Raw genomic sequence first — 17,854 nt, 5'->3', positions numbered from 1 at the left:
GATCGAAGCCTCGTTCTCCCGGCCCCGAGTCAGTGACGACAACCCGTTCTCCGAATCGCTGTTCAAGACCATCAAATACGACCTGCAGTGTCCCGACCGGTTCGACCACATCGACCACGCCCGCGCCTGGACCGCCACCTTCCTCGCCACCTATGCCGACGAGCATCGCCACAGCGGGTTGGCCTGGCACACCCCGGCCTCGGTGTTCGACGGTACTGCCACCCAGCAGCGGCAGCACCGCCAAACACTGCTCAACCGCCACTACCTGGCCCACCCGCAACGCTTCCGGCGCCCACCCCGGGCCCCGGAAATCCCGACCACCGTCGGGATCAACCACAGAAGAACAACCAACCAAGTCCTGTCTCAGACAGGTTGAGAAATTCCGCTCCGAGGTGGTGACTCTGCCGAAAAAGGGTGGGTTTGCGCGCTAGCGGGGCGCGAGCCAGATGGCGGAATTGGCCGGCAGCATGACCCGCGCCGAGGCGGGGCGTCCGTGATACGACGGCCCATCGGCGGTCACCGCTCCCAGATTCCCCTTGCCCGCGCCGCTGTAGGCGTCGGCGTCGGTGTTGAGGATCTCCTCCCACACCCCGCCCTGCGGCAGTCCGACCTGGTAGTCGACGCGGTCCGATCCGGAGAAATTGAAGATGCAGGCGACGACCGATCCGTCCTCCCCGAACCGCAGGAAGCTGATCACGTTGTTCGCGGTGTCGTTGGCATCTATCCACTCGTAGCCGAGGGGGGTGATGTCCTGCGTGTACAGCGCAGGGGATGACCGGTAGATCCGGTTGAGGTCCGTGACCAGCGTCGATATGCCGGAGTGCAGTTCGCCCTCCCAGCCCTCGAGCTGGTGCCAGTCGAGGCTGCGGTTGTCGGCCCATTCGCCGGTCTGACCGAACTCCTGGCCCATGAACAGCAGCTGTTTACCGGGGTGCGACCACATGTACGCGAGGTACACGCGGGCGCCGGCCGCCTTGGTGAAGGAATCGCCCGGCATCCGCGTCCAGAGCGTGCCCTTGCCGTGGACCACCTCGTCGTGCGACAGCGGCAGCACGAAATTCTCGCTCCACGCGTACATCAGCGAGAAGGTGATCTCGTGGTGATGGAAGCTGCGGTGCACCTGATCCCGCGACAGGTAGTCGAGGCTGTCGTGCATCCAGCCCATGTTCCACTTGAAGCTGAAACCGAGGCCGCCGAGATCGGTCATCCGGGTGACACCCGGCCATGCGGTGGATTCCTCGGCGACGGTGATGACGCCGGGGAAGTGTTTGTGGACCGTCGCGTTGGTCTCCTGCAGGAACTGCACCGCTTCGAGGTTCTCGCGGCCACCGTGGATGTTGGGCCGCCACTGCCCGTCGGGACGTGAGTAGTCCAGATACAGCATCGAGGCAACGGCGTCGACGCGCAGTCCGTCGATGTGGAACTCGCCGAACCAGAACAATGCGTTGGCGACCAGGAAATTGCGTACCTCGTGGCGTCCGAAATCGAAGACGTAGGTGCCCCAGTCGAGTTGCTCGCCGCGCATCGGGTCGGCGTGCTCGTAGAGCGGGGTGCCGTCGAAGCGGGCGAGAGCCCACTCGTCCTTCGGGAAGTGCGCGGGCACCCAGTCGACGATCACCGCGATGCCACGCGAATGCAGATGGTCGACGAGGTACCGGAAGTCGTCGGGAGTGCCGAACCGGGCGGTCGGCGCGTAGTACGACGTCACCTGGTAGCCCCACGAACCGCCGAAGGGATGCTCGGCCACCGGGAGGAACTCGACGTGCGTGAAGCCCTTTTCCACGACGTAGTCGGCGAGCTGGTGGGCGAGTTCGCGGTAGCCCAGGCCCTGACGCCACGACGCCAGGTGCACCTCGTAGATGCTCATCGGTTCGCGCTCGGGCGCGGAGCGCTCCCGGCGCGCGATCCAGGCGTCGTCGGACCAGACGTGCTGCGATCGCGTGACGACCGACGCCGTCGACGGTGGGGGTGTGGTCCGGTAAGCCATCGGATCGGCCTTGTCACGGATCACGCCGTCGGCGCCGTGCACCCGGAACTTGTAGTGCGCGCCGTCGCCGACGTCGGGGATGAACACTTCCCAGACACCGCTGACCCCGACCTTGCGCATGGGAGCCACGCGGCCGGTCCATCGGTCGAAATCCCCGATGACGGCCACGCCGTGGGCGTTGGGCGCCCAGACCGAGAACGCCGTGCCGGAGACCTCGCCGTCGGCGGTCGTGTACGAGACGACGCGGGCCCCGAGGGCCTCCCACAGCGTCTCGTGCCGGCCCTCACTGAACAGGTGGATGTCGATGTCGCCAAGGCTCGGCAGGAATCGATAGCCGTCGGCGACGACGAACTCGGCGGTGCCCGCACCGTCGGGGTAGACGATCCGGTAGCGGTAGTCCATCAGGTCGGCGATCGGCACCGTGACGACCCACAGGTCGTCGGTCTGACGGGTCATGGGGTGGTCGACGCCGCCGATGACCGCCGACACCGACAGGGCGTCGGGTCGTAGTGTGCGCAGGATCGTGCTGCCCCCCGGGGCGTCGTGCGCCCCGAGGAACGCATGCGGGTCGGGATGGGTCAGCGCGTCGAGCCGGCGTAGGTCGTGATCGGACGCCTCGGGGGCGGGGAGGGAACCGGCGGCGAGGGGGCTTCCCGGCGCGGCGGTGCCGGGGGTCGTGGGGGACTCGGGATCTCGACGATCGGTCACGGGCACCTCACTGGATTCGGTAGGCGAGTCGCGTTGCGGTGGCGGGGTCGAGCGGCGGGAGGGCCAGGATGTGGGCGACCGCGCGCCACGGCTCCAGCCGGACGTAGTTGTCCTGTCCCCACCAGTACTCCTCCCCGGTGACCTCGTCGCGGACCGGGAAGTGGTCGTACCACTCGAATCCGAGTGTGGGCAGGTCGAGCCAGACGGTGGAGTCCTCGGCGGCGAACGGGTTGAGGTTGACCACCACCACGACGCGGTCGCCGGAGACCGGATCGATTTTCGAATAGGCGATCAGCGACGGGTTCTCGACGTGGTGGAAGTGGATGTTCCGCAGCTGCTGCAGCGCCGGATGCCGGCGGCGGATCTCGTTGAGCGAGGTGATCCACGGTTCCAGCGACTCACCGCGGCTCGTCGCCGCCTTGTAGTCGCGGGGACGCAGCTCGTACTTCTCGGAGTCCTGGTATTCCTCGCTGCCCTCGGCGACCGCGACGTGTTCGTAGAGTTCGTAGCCGCTGTAGACGCCCCAGGTCGGGGCCAGGGTCGCGGCCAGGGCGGCGCGCAGTGCGAACATGCCCGGGCCGCCGTGCTGCAGGCTGGCGTGCAGGATGTCGGGGGTGTTGACGAACAGGTTGGGACGCGCCTCATCGGCATGATCGGCCAGTTCGCGACCGAACTGCTCGAGTTCCCACTTGGCCGTCTTCCACGTGAAGTACGTGTAGGACTGGGTGAATCCGAGGCGGGCGAGACCGTACAGACGCGCCGGGCGGGTGAACGACTCGGACAGGAACAGCACATCCGGGTTCCGCTTCTTGACCTCGCCGATCAGCCACTCCCAGAAGTTCGGCGGCTTGGTGTGCGGGTTGTCGACGCGGAAGATGTTCACGCCCAGGCCGACCCAGTGCAGGACCACCTGCAGCACGGCCCGATAGATGCCGTTGCGGTCCTCGTCGAAGTTCAGCGGGTAGATGTCCTGGTACTTCTTCGGCGGGTTCTCCGCGTAGGCGATCGTGCCGTCGGGCTGGATGATGAACCAGTCGGGGTGTTCGGTCGCCCAGGGATGGTCGGGTGCGCACTGCAGTGCGAGGTCGAGGGCGACCTCCAGTCCCAGCTCACGCGCCCGCCCGACGAAGTACTCGAAGTCCTCCTCGGAGCCCAGCTGCGGGTGGATCGCGTCGTGGCCGCCGTCCTTCGACCCGATGGCCCACGGCGAGCCGACGTCGTCGGGACCGGCGACCAGGGTGTTGTTGCGGCCCTTGCGATTGACCTCGCCGATCGGGTGGATCGGCGGGAGGTAGACGACGTCGAAGCCCATCCCCGCGATCCGCGGGAGGTCCTCGGCGGCGGTGAGGAAGGTGCCGTGCACCGGGTTGCCCTCGCCGTCCCAACCGCCGGTGGAGCGGGGGAAGAACTCGTACCAGGACCCGAAGAGCGCGCGGGTGCGGTCCACCCACACGCGGTAGGTGCGACTCTTGGTGACCAGTTCCCGGACGGGATTGTCGTGGAGCAGTTCGACGACCTCCTCGGAGATCGCCAGACTCACCCGGTTCTCGACCCGGCGGCGTCGTGCGCGGAGCAGACGCGCGGCGTCGAGCAGGAGTTCGCGGTTCTCGTCGGCGATGTCCTCGGCGGCGCGGGTGAGGATTCGGGCGCCGGTCTCCAGGTCGTTGGCGAGGTCGGCGGCGCCCTGACCGGCGTCGAGCTTCTTGGTGACCGCCGAACGCCAGGTGGTGTACGGATCGCTCCAGGCCTCGATGCGATACGACCAGAAGCCGACCGCGTCGGGGACGAACGCCGCGTTGAAGGTGTCCGGTTCGGGCGACGGGGTCATCCGGATGTCGAGGACGCCGCGACGCGGTGCCTCGACATGGAGCGTGACGCCGATCGCGTCGTGCCCTTCGCGCCACGCCGTGGTGCTGATCGGGAAGAACTCTCCCACAACGGCTTTCGCGGGCTGCTGCCCGGCCGAGACCAGGGGTGCGATGTCATCGATACCCATGCGCCCGATCACTCGAAGCCTCCTCTCGTCAGCTCCCGCGATTGGTCAGGGTGCGTTGTCGGTCTCGCCTGCGTTGGAATCACCGCTACCCAACCTAGTGCCCCGCGTGGGCGATTGTCTCGTCGTACACGGTCGCCGTGCCGGTCGTCTCGCGTCAGGCGTGCTCAGCCCACCGGACGCGGTGCGGCGGTGAGCCGGCTGAGGGCGGACCGGACGACGGCGGGATCGGTGGTCCGCCACATCGGAGGCAGCGAGGCGAGTAAGTAGCCCCCGTATCCGGCCGTCGCCAGCCGGGAGTCGAGCACCGCGACGACGCCGCGGTCGTCGACCGAACGCAGCAGTCGGCCGGCGCCCTGCGCGAGCAGCAGCGCGGCGTGATTCGCCGCCACGGACAAGAAGCCGTTGCCGCCCCGGGCGTCGACCGCGCGCTGCCGTGCGGTCAGCAGCGGATCGTCAGGGCGGGGGAACGGAATGCGGTCGATGAGCACGAGGCTCAGCGACGGCCCCGGCACGTCGACGCCCTGCCAGAGCGACAGTGTGCCGAACAAGCAGGTCTCGGGATCCTCGGCGAAGCGTCTGACCAGGGTCGAGGTGGTGTCGTCGCCCTGACACAGCACCGGGTACTCGCAGCGTTCCCGGATCGCCTCGGCCGCCTCGCGGGCAGCGCGCATCGACGAGAACAACCCCAGCGTGCGCCCGCCGGCGGCATCCACGAGCTGGGCGATCTCGTCCATCGTCCGCGGAGCGATACCCGAGCGATCGGGCCGGGGCAGGTGCCGGGCCACGTAGAGGATCGCCGACTTCGGATAGTCGAACGGGGAGCCCGCGTCGAGACCGGTCCAGCGCGCCGAGCCCGAATCGGAGGGAACCGCCTTACCACTGGCCGTGACGTTGCGGGCGGCCGTCGGGTCGGGGCCCGGTTCGTCGCCCGGCTCGTCGGCGGCGGGACGGTCGGTGCCCCGCCCGGAGGCGGGCAGACCCCAGGTCGCGGCAAGGGCGTCGAAGGAACCGCCGATGGTCAGGGTCGCGGACGTCAGGACGACCGTCGAATTGGCGAACAGCGACGCGCGGAGCAGTCCGCCGACCGACAGCGGCGCGATGTGCAGCACCGGACGGGGTTCGGCGCCGCGTCGGGAGGTGTCGAGGCCGACCCACACCACGTCGCGGCGTTTGGACTCGTCGGGTTCGTCGAAGGCGCCGAGGACGCGGACGACCGTGTCGTGCATGTCGTCGAGCGAGGTGAGGGCCGCCGACCGGGCTGCGGCTGCGCCGTCGTCGCCGGCACCGGGCGCGCGCACCGGCCCGATCGCGGTCCGGGTCTGCCACAACCGGTCACGCAGCATCACCAGAACGGACGTGGCGTCGGGCGGCAGCTGCGTCCACTGTGTCTTCGGCGCCGTCTCCAGGAGTTTCCCGAGTTGCTCACCGGCACCGAGGAGGGCGTCGGCGGTCTCCTCGTCGACGAGTTTGCCGACGCGCCGGGAGACGAGGGCGATCGAGGCCGCCGACAGTTCGTCGGTCGCCACCGAGGTCATCCGGTCGACGAGTTCGTGGGCCTCGTCGATGATCACGACGTCGTGCTCGGGCAGAACGTTGGCCGGGCTCGTCGCGTCGATCGCCAGCAGGGCGTGGTTGGTGACCACCACGTCGACCTTGCCGGACCGGCGGCGGGCCTGTTCGGCGAAGCAGTCCTCGCCGTAGGAACAGTTGGCGGCACCGAGGCATTCACGCGCGGACACACTGACCTGTCGCCAGGCGCGGTCGGCGACACCGGGCACGAGGTCGTCGCGGTCACCGGTCTCGGTGTCGCTGCTCCACTCGCGCAGCCGGGTGACCTCGCGTCCGGTGCGGGACAACTCGAACGGATCGAACAGCTCGGTGTCCGGCTCGTCGGCGGCTCCTGAATGGATCTTGTTGAGGCACAAGTAGTTTCCGCGACCTTTGAGGATCGCGAAGGTGGGTTTGCGGCCGACGGGCTTCGCGAGGGCGCCGGCGAGACGGGGGAGGTCGCGCTCGATCAGCTGCCGCTGCAGCGCGATCGTCGCCGTCGACACCACCACGGTCCGTCCGGTCTCGACCGCATGGCGGATGGCCGGCACGAGGTACGCCAGCGACTTTCCGGTGCCGGTCCCGGCCTGTACGGCGAGATGTTCGCCGGTGTCGATGGCGTGCGCGACGGCCGAGGCCATGGCTACCTGACCGTCACGGCGACGACCGCCGAGCGCGGAGACCGCGGTGTCGAGCAGTTCGGTCACCGGGGGAGTGTTCGACATGTGGTGTTCCGGGGTCCTCGTTCGAGATGGTGCGAGATGGGGTGTGTGAGTTTCAGACGGATCCGCGGGCTCTACGGTTCCCTCGGGACTAACCCGTGCCGCACGAGCCGTCGTAGAGCAGGTCGCCCACCAGCTCGACCCCCGCCTCGCGCATGCTCTTCAGCGCGTCGGAGGTGGTCGCCGCCCCGACGCCCGCGGTGAAGTTGAGCAGCACCCGCGTCGTGAAGCCGGCGGCCACCGCATCGAGTGCCGTCGCGCGGACACAGTGATCGGTGGTCAGTCCCGCGATGTCGATGCTGGAGATCTTGTGGTCGCGCAGCCACTGTTCGAGGCTCGTGCCGTCGTCCGTGACACCCTCGAAGCCGGAGTACGCAGCGGCGTACTCACCTTTCGAGAAGGTCTCTTGCGCTGCGGTGGAATCGAATTCGGGGTGGAAGGCAACGCCGTCGGTGCCGACCACGCAATGCGGCGGCCAGGTGTCGACGTAGTCGGGTTCGTCGGAGAAGTGATCACCGGGATCGATGTGGTGATCGCGTGTCGCGACGACCGTCCGGTACTCGTCGAGGATCTTGGTGATCGCCCGGGCCACCGCCGCACCACCGTTGACCGCGAGGGAACCGCCCTCGCAGAAATCGTTCTGGACGTCGACGACGACCAACGCGTCGGCCGGCTTGGTGCCGTCGTTGCGTTCGCTGCTCATCAGGTACTCCCTGGCGGATCGAAGGGTGTGCTCGTCAGCCGAGCTGGTAGCGGGTCGGCACCGCTGGGTCCCCGTGAGAGAGGCCGAGGCCCTCCCACGGCAGGCTCACCAGCCCCGCCGCAAGGTGGGCGCGCGCGTCGGTCAGCGATGGCAGCGATGCCACCGGCTCCCCGTCGCGGACCAGCGGTATCTGCAGATCCCGGAGGTGGAGACCACCGTCGGCCTCGGGGCGCGGCCCGTCGGCTCGGTAGACGATCTCCTCCACGATCGTCCCACTGCCCCGTGCGGCCCGCACGGCCGCCTTGGCCCCGCCGCGCGATTCCTTGTGGCTCGACCGCTTGGCGACGGGTAGTCCGTCCACCTCGACGAGCTTGTAGACCATGCCCGCGGTCGGTGCGCCGCTACCGGTGACCAGCGAGGTCCCGACACCGTAGGTGTCCACCGGCTCGGCGCGCAGCGAGGCGATCGCGTACTCGTCGAGGTCGCCGGACACCACGATCTTGGTGTTCGTCGCGCCGAGGTCATCGAGCTGTGTGCGCACCTGACGCGCGAGCACACCGAGATCGCCGGAGTCGATGCGCACCGCGCCGAGGCCGGGGCCGGCGACCTCGATCGCGTTGCGCACGCCCTGGGTGATGTCGTAGGTGTCGACCAGCAAGGTGGTGCCGACGCCGAGCGCATCGATCTGTGCGGTGAACGCGGCCTTCTCGTCGGGACCGTCCGGTCCGGAGAAGCCGAGGGTGAACGCGTGCGCGGCGGTTCCCGCGCTGGGGACGCCGAAACGACGGTTCGCCTCGAGATTCGACGTCGCGGCGACGCCGGCCAGGTACGCGGCACGGGCGCTCGCGACCGCGGCGCGCTCATGGGTGCGTCGGGAACCCATCTCGATGATCGGCCGGGACCCGGCGGCGCTGACCATCCGGGCGGCGGCCGAGGCGATCGCGCTGTCGTGGTTGAGGATCGACAGGATCAGCGTCTCGAGCAGTACGGCCTCGGCGAAGGGCGCACGGACGGTGAGGATCGGAGAGCCGGGGAAGTAGAGCTCGCCCTCGCGGTAGCCGTCGATGTCCCCGGAGAACCGGTAGTCGCGCAGCCACGCGACGGTCTCGGCGTCGAGGAACTTCTCCACGACGGCGATCTCCTCGTCGCCGAAACGGAACTCGGCGAGCTCGGCGAGGACGCGTCCGGTGCCTGCGACGACGCCGTACCGGCGGCCGTCGGGGAGTCGTCGGGCGAACACCTCGAACACGCACGACCGGTGTGCGACCGGGTGGCGGAGAGCCGCTGCGACCATGGTCAGTTCGTACTGATCGGTCAGCAGCGCGGTGTTGTCGATGCTCACTGTCGCGTTACCCTTGTCTCCATGGCGCCTGACGAAACTCGTGCGCACGAGGCTACCCCCGGCGGTACCGCGGTTGCCGAACCCGCGGTGGCGGACGGCGCGGCGGATCTCGACAAACCCTGGATGACCGTCGTGTGGGACGATCCCGTCAATCTGATGCGGTATGTGACGTTCGTCTTCCAGAAGATCTTCGGCTACTCGGAGTCACGTGCCAATCAGCTGATGATGCAGGTGCACACCGAGGGCAAGGCCGTGGTCTCCAGCGGCGACCGCGACAAGGTCGAGGGTGACGTGCGCAAACTGCACGCGGCCGGCCTGTGGGCCACCATGCAGCGCGATTCATGACCGGGTTCGCATTTCTGCCGCCCGAGCGCGGACCGGGATCGACGGTGCCGACGGGGTCGACGATGTCGACGGTGGGGAGACACTGAGGCGTGCGCACCTGGAAACGTAAGGGCCGCGGTGAGTCGATTCGGATCACCTCCCAGCTCGACGCGCACGAGGCCGAGCTGCTCGCGTCGCTGGTCTCCTCGATGTGCGAGCTGCTGACCGAACGCGCCGAGACCGCACCGCGCGATGCGCTGTCGGATGTCACCGGTATCCGGGTCGGCCATGCCGACACACCCGACGACGCCACGCTCGGGCGTCTCCTGCCGGACTTCCATCGCCCCGATCAGGACCGGGAACTCTCCGCCGAGGTGGTGAACGGTCGCCTCAACTCGGCGCTGCGCAGCGTCAACGAGCCGAAGATCATCGACGCCAAACTCGCTGCGGCGCAGGTCCTTCTCGACACCCTGCCCGACGGGGGCGGCGACCTCACACTCACCGTCGAGCAGGCGACCGCCTGGTTGACCGCCCTCAACGACGTCCGCCTCGCCCTCGGGGCGATGCTCGGGATCTCCGAGGACACCCCCGACCGGTTGCCGGCCGATCATCCGCACGCCGCGCATCTCGACGTCTATCACTGGCTGACGGTGATGCAGGATCTGCTCGTCGAAGCGGTGATGTGACCTACGATCCACGGTGACACCGCTCCATTCGGGAGCTTTGTCCGAGTTCTTCGTGGTGCGGGTCGGGACAGATGAGAGCAGAGGTGTACGTGACCACCATCGGACGACCCGCCCGCCCGGGCGACCGCATCACCGACGTCGCCGGGATCACCGTCGGGCACCGTCATCGTGTCGACGCCGACGCGCAGGTCTCCGGCACCGCCGACGCACCCGACGGCCACGGCTGGGCGACCGGGACGACGGTCGTGCGGATCTCGGGACCCGCTGCGATCGCCGCCGTCGACGTGCGGGGCGGTGGTCCGGGCACCCGCGAGACCGACCTCCTCGATCCGTCGAACACCGTGCAGACCGCGCACGCCATCGTGCTCAGCGGCGGCAGCGCCTACGGTCTCGCAACCGCCGACGGCGCGATGCGCGCCCTCGAGGCCGAGGGGGTCGGCCTGCCGATGGACACCCGAGGACATGTGGTGCCCATCGTGCCCGCGGCGGTCATCTTCGATCTCCCGGTCGGCGCGTGGGATCACCGGCCCGACGCCGACTTCGGCGCCGAGGCGGTCCGCGCCGCCGGTACCGATTTCGCGGTCGGCAGTGTGGGGGCCGGCGCCGGTGCACGTGCCGGCGCGCTGAAAGGTGGTGTGGGCAGCGCATCGGTGACGATCCCGACGGGTCCGGCCGCAGGTGTCACCGTCGGCGCGCTGATGGTCGCCAACCCGGTCGGCGCCGTCATCGACCCGCAGAGCGGCCTGCCGTGGGATCTCGGTGAGGATGACCTCGACCGCCTGGGCCTGAGGCGTCCGGAGGCCGGCGACATCGCACGGCTGGCCGACCTCGCGGAGAAACACACCGTGCTCAACACGACGATCGGAGTCGTCGCCACCGATGCCGCACTCGATGCCGCGATGACCCAGCGAATCGCCATGGCCGGCCACGACGGTCTCGGCCGCGCCATCCGCCCGGCCCACTCACCGCTCGACGGCGACACCATCTTCGCCGTCTCCACCGGTGCGGTGCGGCCGGAGTCGATCGACCCGGCGTTCGCCTCACCGCCCGGCATGCATCCGGACGCGGCGGTCATCGCCGAGATCTGCCGATGCGCGGCCGGCGTCGTTCAGCGAGCCATCGTCGACGCCGTACTCGCCGCCGAGACGGTGGCGTCCATCCCCACCTACGCGCAGGCTGCGCCGTCGGCGTTCGTCTGAACGGCCCGCCCCGGACTCACCGACGGTGACACCGGTCATAGGTGAATGCGGAATAGGCGTTCGCGCCGCGGCGTTCCCTCTCGGGACATGTGCGACGACCTGTCGCCGACCCCTCCGTGCCCTGCCCACCGGGGCCCGCGTCTGCGAAGGAGAACGGGACACCGATGCTCAAGATCGATCAGGAACTCGTCGACGCGATGGTCGCGCATGCGCGCGCCGATCATCCGGACGAGGCGTGCGGGGTGATCGCGGGGCCGGAGGGTTCCGAGGACCCGCAGCGATTCATCCCGATGATCAACGCGGAACGGTCGCCCACGTTCTACCGGTTCGATTCGGCCGAGCAGCTGTCCGTGTGGCGCGAGATGGACCGTCGCGACGAGGAACCGGTGGTGATCTACCACTCGCACACCGCGACCGAGGCCTACCCGAGCCGCACCGACATCTCCTACGCCGGCGAGCCCGGCGCGCACTATGTGCTGGTGTCCACCCGGGACCCGGAGACCGCCGAGATCCGTAGCTATCGCATCGTCGACGGCACGGTCACCGAAGAAGAGATCGAGATCAGGAGCTGAATATGCCCGTCACCGTGTCCATCCCGACGATCCTGCGGACCCACACCAACGGCGCCAAGCGCGTCGAGGGGTCCGGGACGACGCTCGCCACGCTGATCGACGACCTGGAGTCGGGCAACCCCGGGCTCAAGGAGCGACTCGTCGCCCCGGCTGAGAACGGCACCGCGAAACTGCACCGCTTCGTCAACATCTACGTCAACGACGAGGACGTCCGGTTCTCCGGTGGTCTCGACACCTCCATCGACGACGGTGACGAGGTGACCATCCTGCCCGCGGTCGCCGGCGGCTGCTGAGCGTGACCCGCTACGACTCGCTCATCGACTCGGTCGGCAACACCCCGCTGATCGGCCTCCCGCGGCTGTCCCCGCGCTGGGACGACTCGGCCGACGGGCCCCACGTGCGACTCTGGGCCAAACTCGAGGACCGCAACCCGACCGGCTCCATCAAGGACCGCCCCGCGCTGCGCATGATCGAGCAGGCCGAACGCGACGGGCTGCTGCACGAGGGTTCGACGATCCTCGAACCCACCAGTGGCAACACCGGGATCTCGCTGGCGATGGCCGCGAAACTCAAGGGCTACCAACTGATCTGCGTGATGCCCGAGAACACCTCCGAGGAGCGTCGGTCGCTGTTGCGCATGTTCGGCGCGAAGGTGATCTCCTCGCCGGCCGCGGGCGGATCGAACACCGCGGTGGCCGTGGCCAAGAAGCTGGCATCGGAGAACCCCGACTGGGTGATGCTGTACCAGTACGGCAACGTCGCGAACATCGCCGCCCACTACGAGGGGACCGGCCCGGAGCTCTTCGCCGACCTCCCGGAGATCACCCACTTCGTCGCGGGACTGGGCACCACCGGGACGCTGATGGGCGTCGGACGCTTTCTGCGTGAACGCAATCCGGAGATCGAGATCGTCGCGGCCGAACCCCGCTACGGCGACGAGGTGTACGGCCTGCGCAACATCGACGAGGGATTCATCCCGGAGCTCTACGACGAATCGGTGTTGACGCGCCGGTTCTCGGTCACCGGCGTCGACGCGGTCGCCCGGGTGCGTGAACTGATCGACCTCGAGGGAATCTTCGCGGGCATCTCCACCGGCGCGATCCTGCAGGCCGCGCGCGGTATCGGCCGGCGGGCCATGAAGGAGGGCTCGCGCGCCGACATCGGCTTCGTGGTGCCCGACGCGGGGTGGAAGTATCTGTCGACCGGGGTCTACGAAGGTAGCCTGGACGACGCGGAGCAGGCACTCGAAGGTCAGCTCTGGGCGTGACCGGCCCCCGGGACGCCATCCACAAGAGTCGAGACCCGAAGAGAAAATGGCCATGACGTCGTACACCTCACCGGTCGGGCAGGAGCCGCAGCGGCGCTCCCGCCCGCTCTGGTTGCGTTCGTTGATCACCACCGTGTGCATCATCGCGGCGCTGTTCGTCATCGAGCTGATCGACGCGGCCACCCGGTACGACCTCGACTCCAACGGGATCGAGCCCCGCCAGGTCGACGGACTCGACGGCATCCTCTGGGCGCCGATGCTGCACGCCGACTGGGAGCACCTGTTCGCCAACCTCATGCCCGGGGCGGTGCTCTGTTTCCTGGTGCTGATGACCCAGCGGTTCCTCGTCGTCACCGGCATCATCTGGGTGATCTCCGGTCTGGGAGTGTGGCTCTTCGCCGCGCCCTACTCGATCACCGTGGGCGCGTCGGGCATCATCTTCGGCTGGCTCACCTTCCTCGTCGTGCGCGGACTGTTCAACCGCGACCTGTGGCAGATCCTCGGCGGCGTGGTGCTTTTCCTGATCTACGGCTCGATCCTCTGGGGCGTGCTGCCGACGAATCCGCTCGTCTCGTGGCAGGCGCATCTGTTCGGCGCGATCGCCGGCGTGCTCGCCGCCTGGTTCCTCGCCGCGCGTGACCGCAAGAAGCGGCAGCGCACCGTGACCCCGGGGGTGGCGTCATAGCCGCACAACCCACGGCGCCCGTCTGGGCCGCCGATCCCGAGGCACCCATCGGGATCTTCGACTCCGGCGTAGGCGGTCTGACCGTCGCCCGCGCCATCATGGACCTGCTGCCCGACGAGGACATCGTCTACATCGGCGACACCGCGAACGGCCCATACGGGCCGCTGACGATCCCCGAGATCCGCAAGCACGCCCTCGCGATCGGCGACGATCTGGCCGAGCGGGGTGTCAAGGCGATCGTCATCGCCTGCAACACCGCATCGGCCGCATGCCTACGCGACGCGCGTGAGCGATACGCGCCGATCCCGGTGATCGAGGTCGTGCTCCCCGCGGTGCGTCGTGCGGTGGTCGCCACCAAGAACGGCCGGATCGGTGTGCTCGGCACCGAGGCGACGATCGCCTCACGCGCATACGAGGATTCGTTCGCCGCCGCCCGTGACGCGGTGATCACCGCCGTACCCTGCCCGCGCTTCGTCGACTTCGTCGAACGCGGGATCACCAGCGGGCGGCAGATCCTGGGTCTGGCGCAGGGCTACCTCGAACCCCTCCAGCAGGCCGGCGTCGACACGGTCGTACTCGGCTGCACCCACTACCCGCTGCTGACCGGGGTCCTGCAGCTCGCGATGGGCGACGAGGTGACGCTGGTGTCCAGCGCCGAGGAGACGGCCAAGGACCTCTTCCGCGTCCTCACCGAGAAAGACCTGCTGCATCCGCACACCGGCCGGGAGGCGTCGCGCGTATTCCAGGCGACCGGCGACCCGGAGATGTTCGCGAGATTGTCGCGACGGTTCCTCGGGCCGGTCGTCGGTGCCGTGCAGCACCTTTAGCCGACTCGGGCAATCTTCGCGGCTCACTTGTGACCCGGTAACCCGACAGCAGAAGGCGCGGGCATGGCACAGTAGGGCGTATGCGTCTCACGGTCCTCGGATGTTCGGGCAGTGTGGGCGGTCCGGGGGCGGCGTGCTCGGGCTACCTGCTCTCCGTCCCCGGCGAGCAGCCGGTGCTGCTGGACTGCGGACCGGGGGTGTTCGGCGAGCTGCAGCGGGTCACCGATCCGAACAGCGTCGCGGTGGTGCTCAGCCACCTGCACGCCGACCATTGTCTGGACCTGCCGGCGATGCTCGTCTGGCGACGCTATGCACCGTCGCCGGCGAAGGAACGTGCGCCTCTCTACGGCCCACCGGGCACCGCGCTACGGATCGGTTACGGCTCGTCGGAGTATCCCGGCCAGGTCGACGACATCACCGACACCTTCGACGTCCAGGAGTGGCACGACGGTCTCGAGGTGACCCTCGGGGGCATGCGGATCAAGGCGATGAACGTCAACCACCCCCCGTCCACATTCGGGCTGCGCATCACCGGGCCGGAGGGTCAGGTCATCGCCTACAGCGGTGACACCGCTCCCTGCGACGAACTCATCGACCTCGCCGCCGACGCCGACCTGTTCCTGTGCGAGGCGTCGTGGACGCACTCGCCATCGGAACGCCCACCGGATCTCCATCTGTCGGGGATCGAGGCGGGGGAGGCCGCGACGAAGGCGAATGTGCGGGCGCTGGCGATCACTCACGTGGCGCCGTGGACGGATTCGGCGGAGATCCTCGCCGAGGCGCGCCGTACGTTCTCCGGGCCGGTCGATCTGGTCCGGCAGGGACAGGTCATCGACCTGCTCTAGGGCGCCCTGCGTCAGTGGGTCACAGTCGAGTGGGTCATGAGGCGTCCGACCGTGGTCGTTACAGTTGGACCCGTGACCACACGAGCTGACGGCCGAGCCGACGACGAACTGCGTCCCATCTCCTTCACCCGCGGCTTCACCAGCCATCCCGCGGGATCGGTGCTGGTGGAGTTCGGGCAGACCCGCGTGATGTGCACCGCGAGCGTGACCGAGGGCGTGCCGCCGTGGCGCCGCGGATCGGGCCTCGGCTGGCTGACCGCCGAGTACTCGATGCTCCCGGCGGCCACGCACGAGCGGAACAAGCGCGAATCGGTCAAGGGCTCGATCGGCGGCCGCACCCACGAGATCAGCCGACTCGTCGGGCGGTCCCTGCGGGCCTGCATCGATCTCGCCGCCCTGGGGGAGAACACCATCGCCCTCGACTGCGACGTCCTGCAGGCCGACGGCGGCACCCGCACCGCCGCGATCACCGGTGCCTACGTGGCCCTCGCCGACGCCGTCACCTATCTCCGTGCAGCCGGCAAACTGTCTGACCCCCAACCGCTTTCGTGTGCCATCGCCGCGGTGAGTGTGGGTGTCGTCGACGGCCGTGTCCGTCTGGACCTGCCCTACGAAGAGGACTCCCGGGCCGAGGTCGACATGAACGTCGTCGCCACCGACGCCGGTACCCTCGTCGAGGTACAGGGCACCGGAGAGGGAGCGACCTTCGCACGGTCGACACTCGATGCGCTCCTCGACGTCGCCGCGGTCGGGACACAGAAGCTCTTCGAGGCTCAGCGTGCGGTGCTCGCCGAGCCGTACCCGGGTCAGCTTCCGGGCAACGCCTGATGTCGAAGGTCCTGCTCGCGAGCCGTAACCGCAAGAAGCTCGCCGAGCTGCAGCGCGTCGTCGACGCCGCGGGGATCACCGGATTGCAGATCCTCGGTCTCGACGATGTGCCCGAGTACCCCGAGGAACCCGAGGACGGTGCGACCTTCGAGGAGAACGCGCTGATCAAAGCGCGCTCGGGTGTGCGTGCCACCGGATTGCCCTGTCTCGCGGACGATTCCGGGATCTCGGTGGACGCACTGAACGGTATGCCCGGAGTGCTGTCGGCGCGCTGGTCGGGCAGGCACGGCGACGACCATGCCAACAATGCCCTGCTACTGGCCCAGCTGTCGGACACCCCGGACGAACGACGCGGTGCGGCGTTCGTGTCGGCATGCGCGCTGGTGCTGCCGGACGGGACCGAGACGGTCGTGCGCGGGGAGTGGCGCGGGCGGGTGCTGCGGGCCGAGCGCGGACCGAACGGTTTCGGCTACGACCCGCTGTTCGCGCCCGATGACGAGCCGGCCGCGGGCCGGTCGTCGGCCGAACTCACCCCGGAGGAGAAGGACTCGCTGAGTCACCGTGGCAAGGCGCTGGCACAGCTGGTCCCGGCCCTGCGGGCGCTCGCGAACTCCTGAGCTGGGCCGGTACCCTCGCCGCCACCGCTCCCTGAGGCGCTCGCCGCCACTGCTCCCTGAGGCGCTCGCCGCCACTGCTCCCTGAGGCGCTCGCCGTCCCCGCTCCCTGAGGCGCGAGGAGCGTAGCGACGAGCCTCGAAGGGTCAGAGGTTGAACTGCGCCTTCACTTCCCGGGTGCGCTTGTGCTCGAACCAGAACGACAGGAACGGAATGGTGCCGGCGATCGCGGTGATGATCGTCTTGCCCGCGGGCCAACGCACCTTGATCGCCAGGTCGATCGCCATGATCAGGTAGACGAAGTAGACCCACCCGTGGACGATCGGCACGAAGTCGAGCGCCTTGTTGTCGAAGCCGTACGCCAGGATCAGTTCGGCGACGAGCAGAAGCAGCCAGACGCCGGTGATCCAGGCCAGGACGCGGTACCTCAACAGGGCCCCACGGACCTTCTCCACCGGGGCGGTGCGGGCAGAAGCGGTGGATGCGGTCTCGGTCACTGCGGGCCTTTCGATGACGGGGCGTCGGTGGTGTCGGCCGATCTGAGCTCGGCCAGGTAGCGGTTGTATTCGATGAGTGCTGCGTCCTTGACCGGATCGTGGTCGGTCGCGAGAGACGATGCGCTCGGCGTGGTCGGGCGCTCGGGGAGGATGCCCTCGGGGATCTCGGCCGCGGCACGCGCGTCCGCCGCGGCCTTACGTGCTTCCTCCGGGTCCCTTTCGAGGACGACGAATCGTCGGTAGGCGTAGATCACGGCGATCGCGAAGGCGGGCCACTGCAATGCGTAACCGAGGTTCTGGCCGCTGCCGGATGACGACTCGAAGCGCGACCACTGCCACCAGGCGAGGATCAGACACGCCGCCGCGGCGACCACGGTCAGCACCACGAGAGCCGGCCGGTGCGTGCGACGGGGGGACGAGGACATACCTTTCAAGGTACCTGGCCTGCGATGATCAGAACGCGGCCGGTAGGGTGGTCGCGGTTACAGTGCAGAGCCCGGTTCT

Annotated in this window: 19 protein-coding genes; 12 read left to right on the top strand and 7 right to left on the bottom strand. The window is 68.7% G+C overall.

Annotation, left to right across the window (positions count from 1 at the left end):
• A partial coding sequence (locus NWF34_RS21790) for an integrase core domain-containing protein (protein ID WP_258326031.1) occupies positions 1–376 on the top strand: 376 nt, incomplete at its 5' end.
• A 51-nt stretch (positions 377–427) separates the two neighbouring features.
• On the opposite strand, the gene glgB is transcribed toward NWF34_RS21790, so the two are convergent.
• The 5 genes from glgB to NWF34_RS21765 all read right to left on the bottom strand — a co-directional run bounded on the left by glgB (position 428) and on the right by NWF34_RS21765 (position 9,006).
• The gene (glgB, locus tag NWF34_RS21785) at positions 428–2,695 is read right to left on the bottom strand and encodes a 1,4-alpha-glucan branching protein GlgB (RefSeq protein WP_375295698.1); all 2,268 of its coding nucleotides are present in this window, start codon (positions 2,693–2,695) and stop codon (positions 428–430) included.
• A gap of 7 nt (positions 2,696–2,702) precedes the next feature.
• Complete coding sequence (locus NWF34_RS21780; RefSeq protein WP_258326030.1) at positions 2,703–4,703, bottom strand: maltotransferase domain-containing protein; 2,001 nt, start codon at positions 4,701–4,703, stop codon at positions 2,703–2,705.
• Between the two features lie 152 nt (positions 4,704–4,855).
• Positions 4,856–6,964 (bottom strand): ATP-dependent DNA helicase, encoded by a 2,109-nt coding sequence (locus tag NWF34_RS21775; protein WP_191834901.1) that lies wholly within the window; start codon positions 6,962–6,964, stop codon positions 4,856–4,858.
• Between the two features lie 88 nt (positions 6,965–7,052).
• The gene (locus NWF34_RS21770; RefSeq protein ID WP_024498168.1) at positions 7,053–7,664 is read right to left on the bottom strand and encodes an isochorismatase family protein; all 612 of its coding nucleotides are present in this window, start codon (positions 7,662–7,664) and stop codon (positions 7,053–7,055) included.
• A 34-nt stretch (positions 7,665–7,698) separates the two neighbouring features.
• Positions 7,699–9,006, bottom strand: a complete 1,308-nt coding sequence (locus tag NWF34_RS21765; protein ID WP_024498169.1) for a nicotinate phosphoribosyltransferase — start codon at positions 9,004–9,006, stop codon at positions 7,699–7,701.
• A gap of 21 nt (positions 9,007–9,027) precedes the next feature.
• Between NWF34_RS21765 and clpS the strand changes: the two genes are divergently transcribed.
• The 11 genes from clpS (at position 9,028) to rdgB (ending at position 16,856) form a co-directional block, all read left to right on the top strand.
• Positions 9,028–9,351, top strand: coding sequence for an ATP-dependent Clp protease adapter ClpS (gene clpS, locus NWF34_RS21760; RefSeq protein WP_006437886.1), 324 nt, complete (start codon positions 9,028–9,030; stop codon positions 9,349–9,351).
• 89 nt (positions 9,352–9,440) lie between these two features.
• Entirely contained in the window at positions 9,441–10,016 is a 576-nt protein-coding gene (locus NWF34_RS21755) for a DUF2017 domain-containing protein (RefSeq protein WP_024498170.1), read from the top strand.
• Between the two features lie 89 nt (positions 10,017–10,105).
• On the top strand, positions 10,106–11,215 hold the full coding sequence (locus tag NWF34_RS21750; RefSeq protein ID WP_024498171.1) for a P1 family peptidase: 1,110 nt from the start codon (positions 10,106–10,108) through the stop codon (positions 11,213–11,215).
• Between the two features lie 164 nt (positions 11,216–11,379).
• Positions 11,380–11,787, top strand: a complete 408-nt coding sequence (locus tag NWF34_RS21745; RefSeq protein WP_006437889.1) for a Mov34/MPN/PAD-1 family protein — start codon at positions 11,380–11,382, stop codon at positions 11,785–11,787.
• Between the two features lie 2 nt (positions 11,788–11,789).
• Complete coding sequence (locus tag NWF34_RS21740) at positions 11,790–12,080, top strand: MoaD/ThiS family protein (RefSeq protein ID WP_006437890.1); 291 nt, start codon at positions 11,790–11,792, stop codon at positions 12,078–12,080.
• A 2-nt stretch (positions 12,081–12,082) separates the two neighbouring features.
• On the top strand, positions 12,083–13,054 hold the full coding sequence (locus NWF34_RS21735) for a PLP-dependent cysteine synthase family protein (RefSeq protein ID WP_006437891.1): 972 nt from the start codon (positions 12,083–12,085) through the stop codon (positions 13,052–13,054).
• Positions 13,055–13,106: 52 nt separating this feature from the next.
• On the top strand, positions 13,107–13,739 hold the full coding sequence (locus NWF34_RS21730; protein ID WP_024498172.1) for a rhomboid family intramembrane serine protease: 633 nt from the start codon (positions 13,107–13,109) through the stop codon (positions 13,737–13,739).
• Entirely contained in the window at positions 13,736–14,566 is an 831-nt protein-coding gene (gene murI, locus NWF34_RS21725) for a glutamate racemase (RefSeq protein WP_035760327.1), read from the top strand. Before NWF34_RS21730 ends, murI begins: the two co-directional genes overlap by 4 nt.
• A gap of 80 nt (positions 14,567–14,646) precedes the next feature.
• Positions 14,647–15,411: a cyclic nucleotide-degrading phosphodiesterase gene (locus tag NWF34_RS21720; protein ID WP_006437894.1), complete on the top strand. Its 765-nt coding sequence runs from the start codon at positions 14,647–14,649 to the stop codon at positions 15,409–15,411.
• A gap of 72 nt (positions 15,412–15,483) precedes the next feature.
• Complete coding sequence (rph, locus tag NWF34_RS21715) at positions 15,484–16,239, top strand: ribonuclease PH (RefSeq protein ID WP_006437895.1); 756 nt, start codon at positions 15,484–15,486, stop codon at positions 16,237–16,239.
• Complete coding sequence (rdgB, locus tag NWF34_RS21710; protein WP_191834904.1) at positions 16,239–16,856, top strand: RdgB/HAM1 family non-canonical purine NTP pyrophosphatase; 618 nt, start codon at positions 16,239–16,241, stop codon at positions 16,854–16,856. The genes rph and rdgB overlap by 1 nt, the downstream gene beginning before the upstream one ends.
• Before the next feature lie 143 nt (positions 16,857–16,999).
• Here rdgB and NWF34_RS21705 read toward each other — a convergent pair whose 3' ends face one another.
• Entirely contained in the window at positions 17,000–17,350 is a 351-nt protein-coding gene (locus tag NWF34_RS21705; RefSeq protein WP_191834905.1) for a DUF3817 domain-containing protein, read from the bottom strand.
• Positions 17,347–17,775 carry a transcriptional regulator gene (locus NWF34_RS21700; RefSeq protein WP_191834906.1) on the bottom strand — a complete coding sequence of 143 codons (429 nt, stop codon included), beginning with the start codon at positions 17,773–17,775 and terminating at the stop codon, positions 17,347–17,349. Before NWF34_RS21700 ends, NWF34_RS21705 begins: the two co-directional genes overlap by 4 nt.
• Between the last annotated feature and the right edge of the window lie 79 nt (positions 17,776–17,854).

Origin of the sequence: Gordonia sp. GONU (genome assembly GCF_024733855.1) — a bacterium.
In the GTDB taxonomy this organism is placed as follows: domain Bacteria; phylum Actinomycetota; class Actinomycetes; order Mycobacteriales; family Mycobacteriaceae; genus Gordonia; species Gordonia amicalis.
The sequence above is the reverse complement of the archived record's forward strand: the minus strand, read 5'-3'. Positions and strand labels throughout refer to the sequence as shown.

Excerpts from the sequence above, each read along its gene's own strand:
- NWF34_RS21775 (WP_191834901.1), bottom strand. The coding sequence starts at position 6,964 with ATGTCGAACACTCCCCCGGTGACCGAACTGCTCGACACCGCGGTCTCC.
- NWF34_RS21770 (WP_024498168.1), bottom strand. The coding sequence starts at position 7,664 with ATGAGCAGCGAACGCAACGACGGCACCAAGCCGGCCGACGCGTTGGTC.
- clpS (WP_006437886.1), top strand. The coding sequence starts at position 9,028 with ATGGCGCCTGACGAAACTCGTGCGCACGAGGCTACCCCCGGCGGTACC.
- NWF34_RS21745 (WP_006437889.1), top strand. The coding sequence starts at position 11,380 with ATGCTCAAGATCGATCAGGAACTCGTCGACGCGATGGTCGCGCATGCG.
- NWF34_RS21740 (WP_006437890.1), top strand. The coding sequence starts at position 11,790 with ATGCCCGTCACCGTGTCCATCCCGACGATCCTGCGGACCCACACCAAC.
- NWF34_RS21730 (WP_024498172.1), top strand. The coding sequence starts at position 13,107 with ATGACGTCGTACACCTCACCGGTCGGGCAGGAGCCGCAGCGGCGCTCC.
- NWF34_RS21720 (WP_006437894.1), top strand. The coding sequence starts at position 14,647 with ATGCGTCTCACGGTCCTCGGATGTTCGGGCAGTGTGGGCGGTCCGGGG.
- rdgB (WP_191834904.1), top strand. The coding sequence starts at position 16,239 with ATGTCGAAGGTCCTGCTCGCGAGCCGTAACCGCAAGAAGCTCGCCGAG.
- NWF34_RS21700 (WP_191834906.1), bottom strand. The coding sequence starts at position 17,775 with ATGTCCTCGTCCCCCCGTCGCACGCACCGGCCGGCTCTCGTGGTGCTG.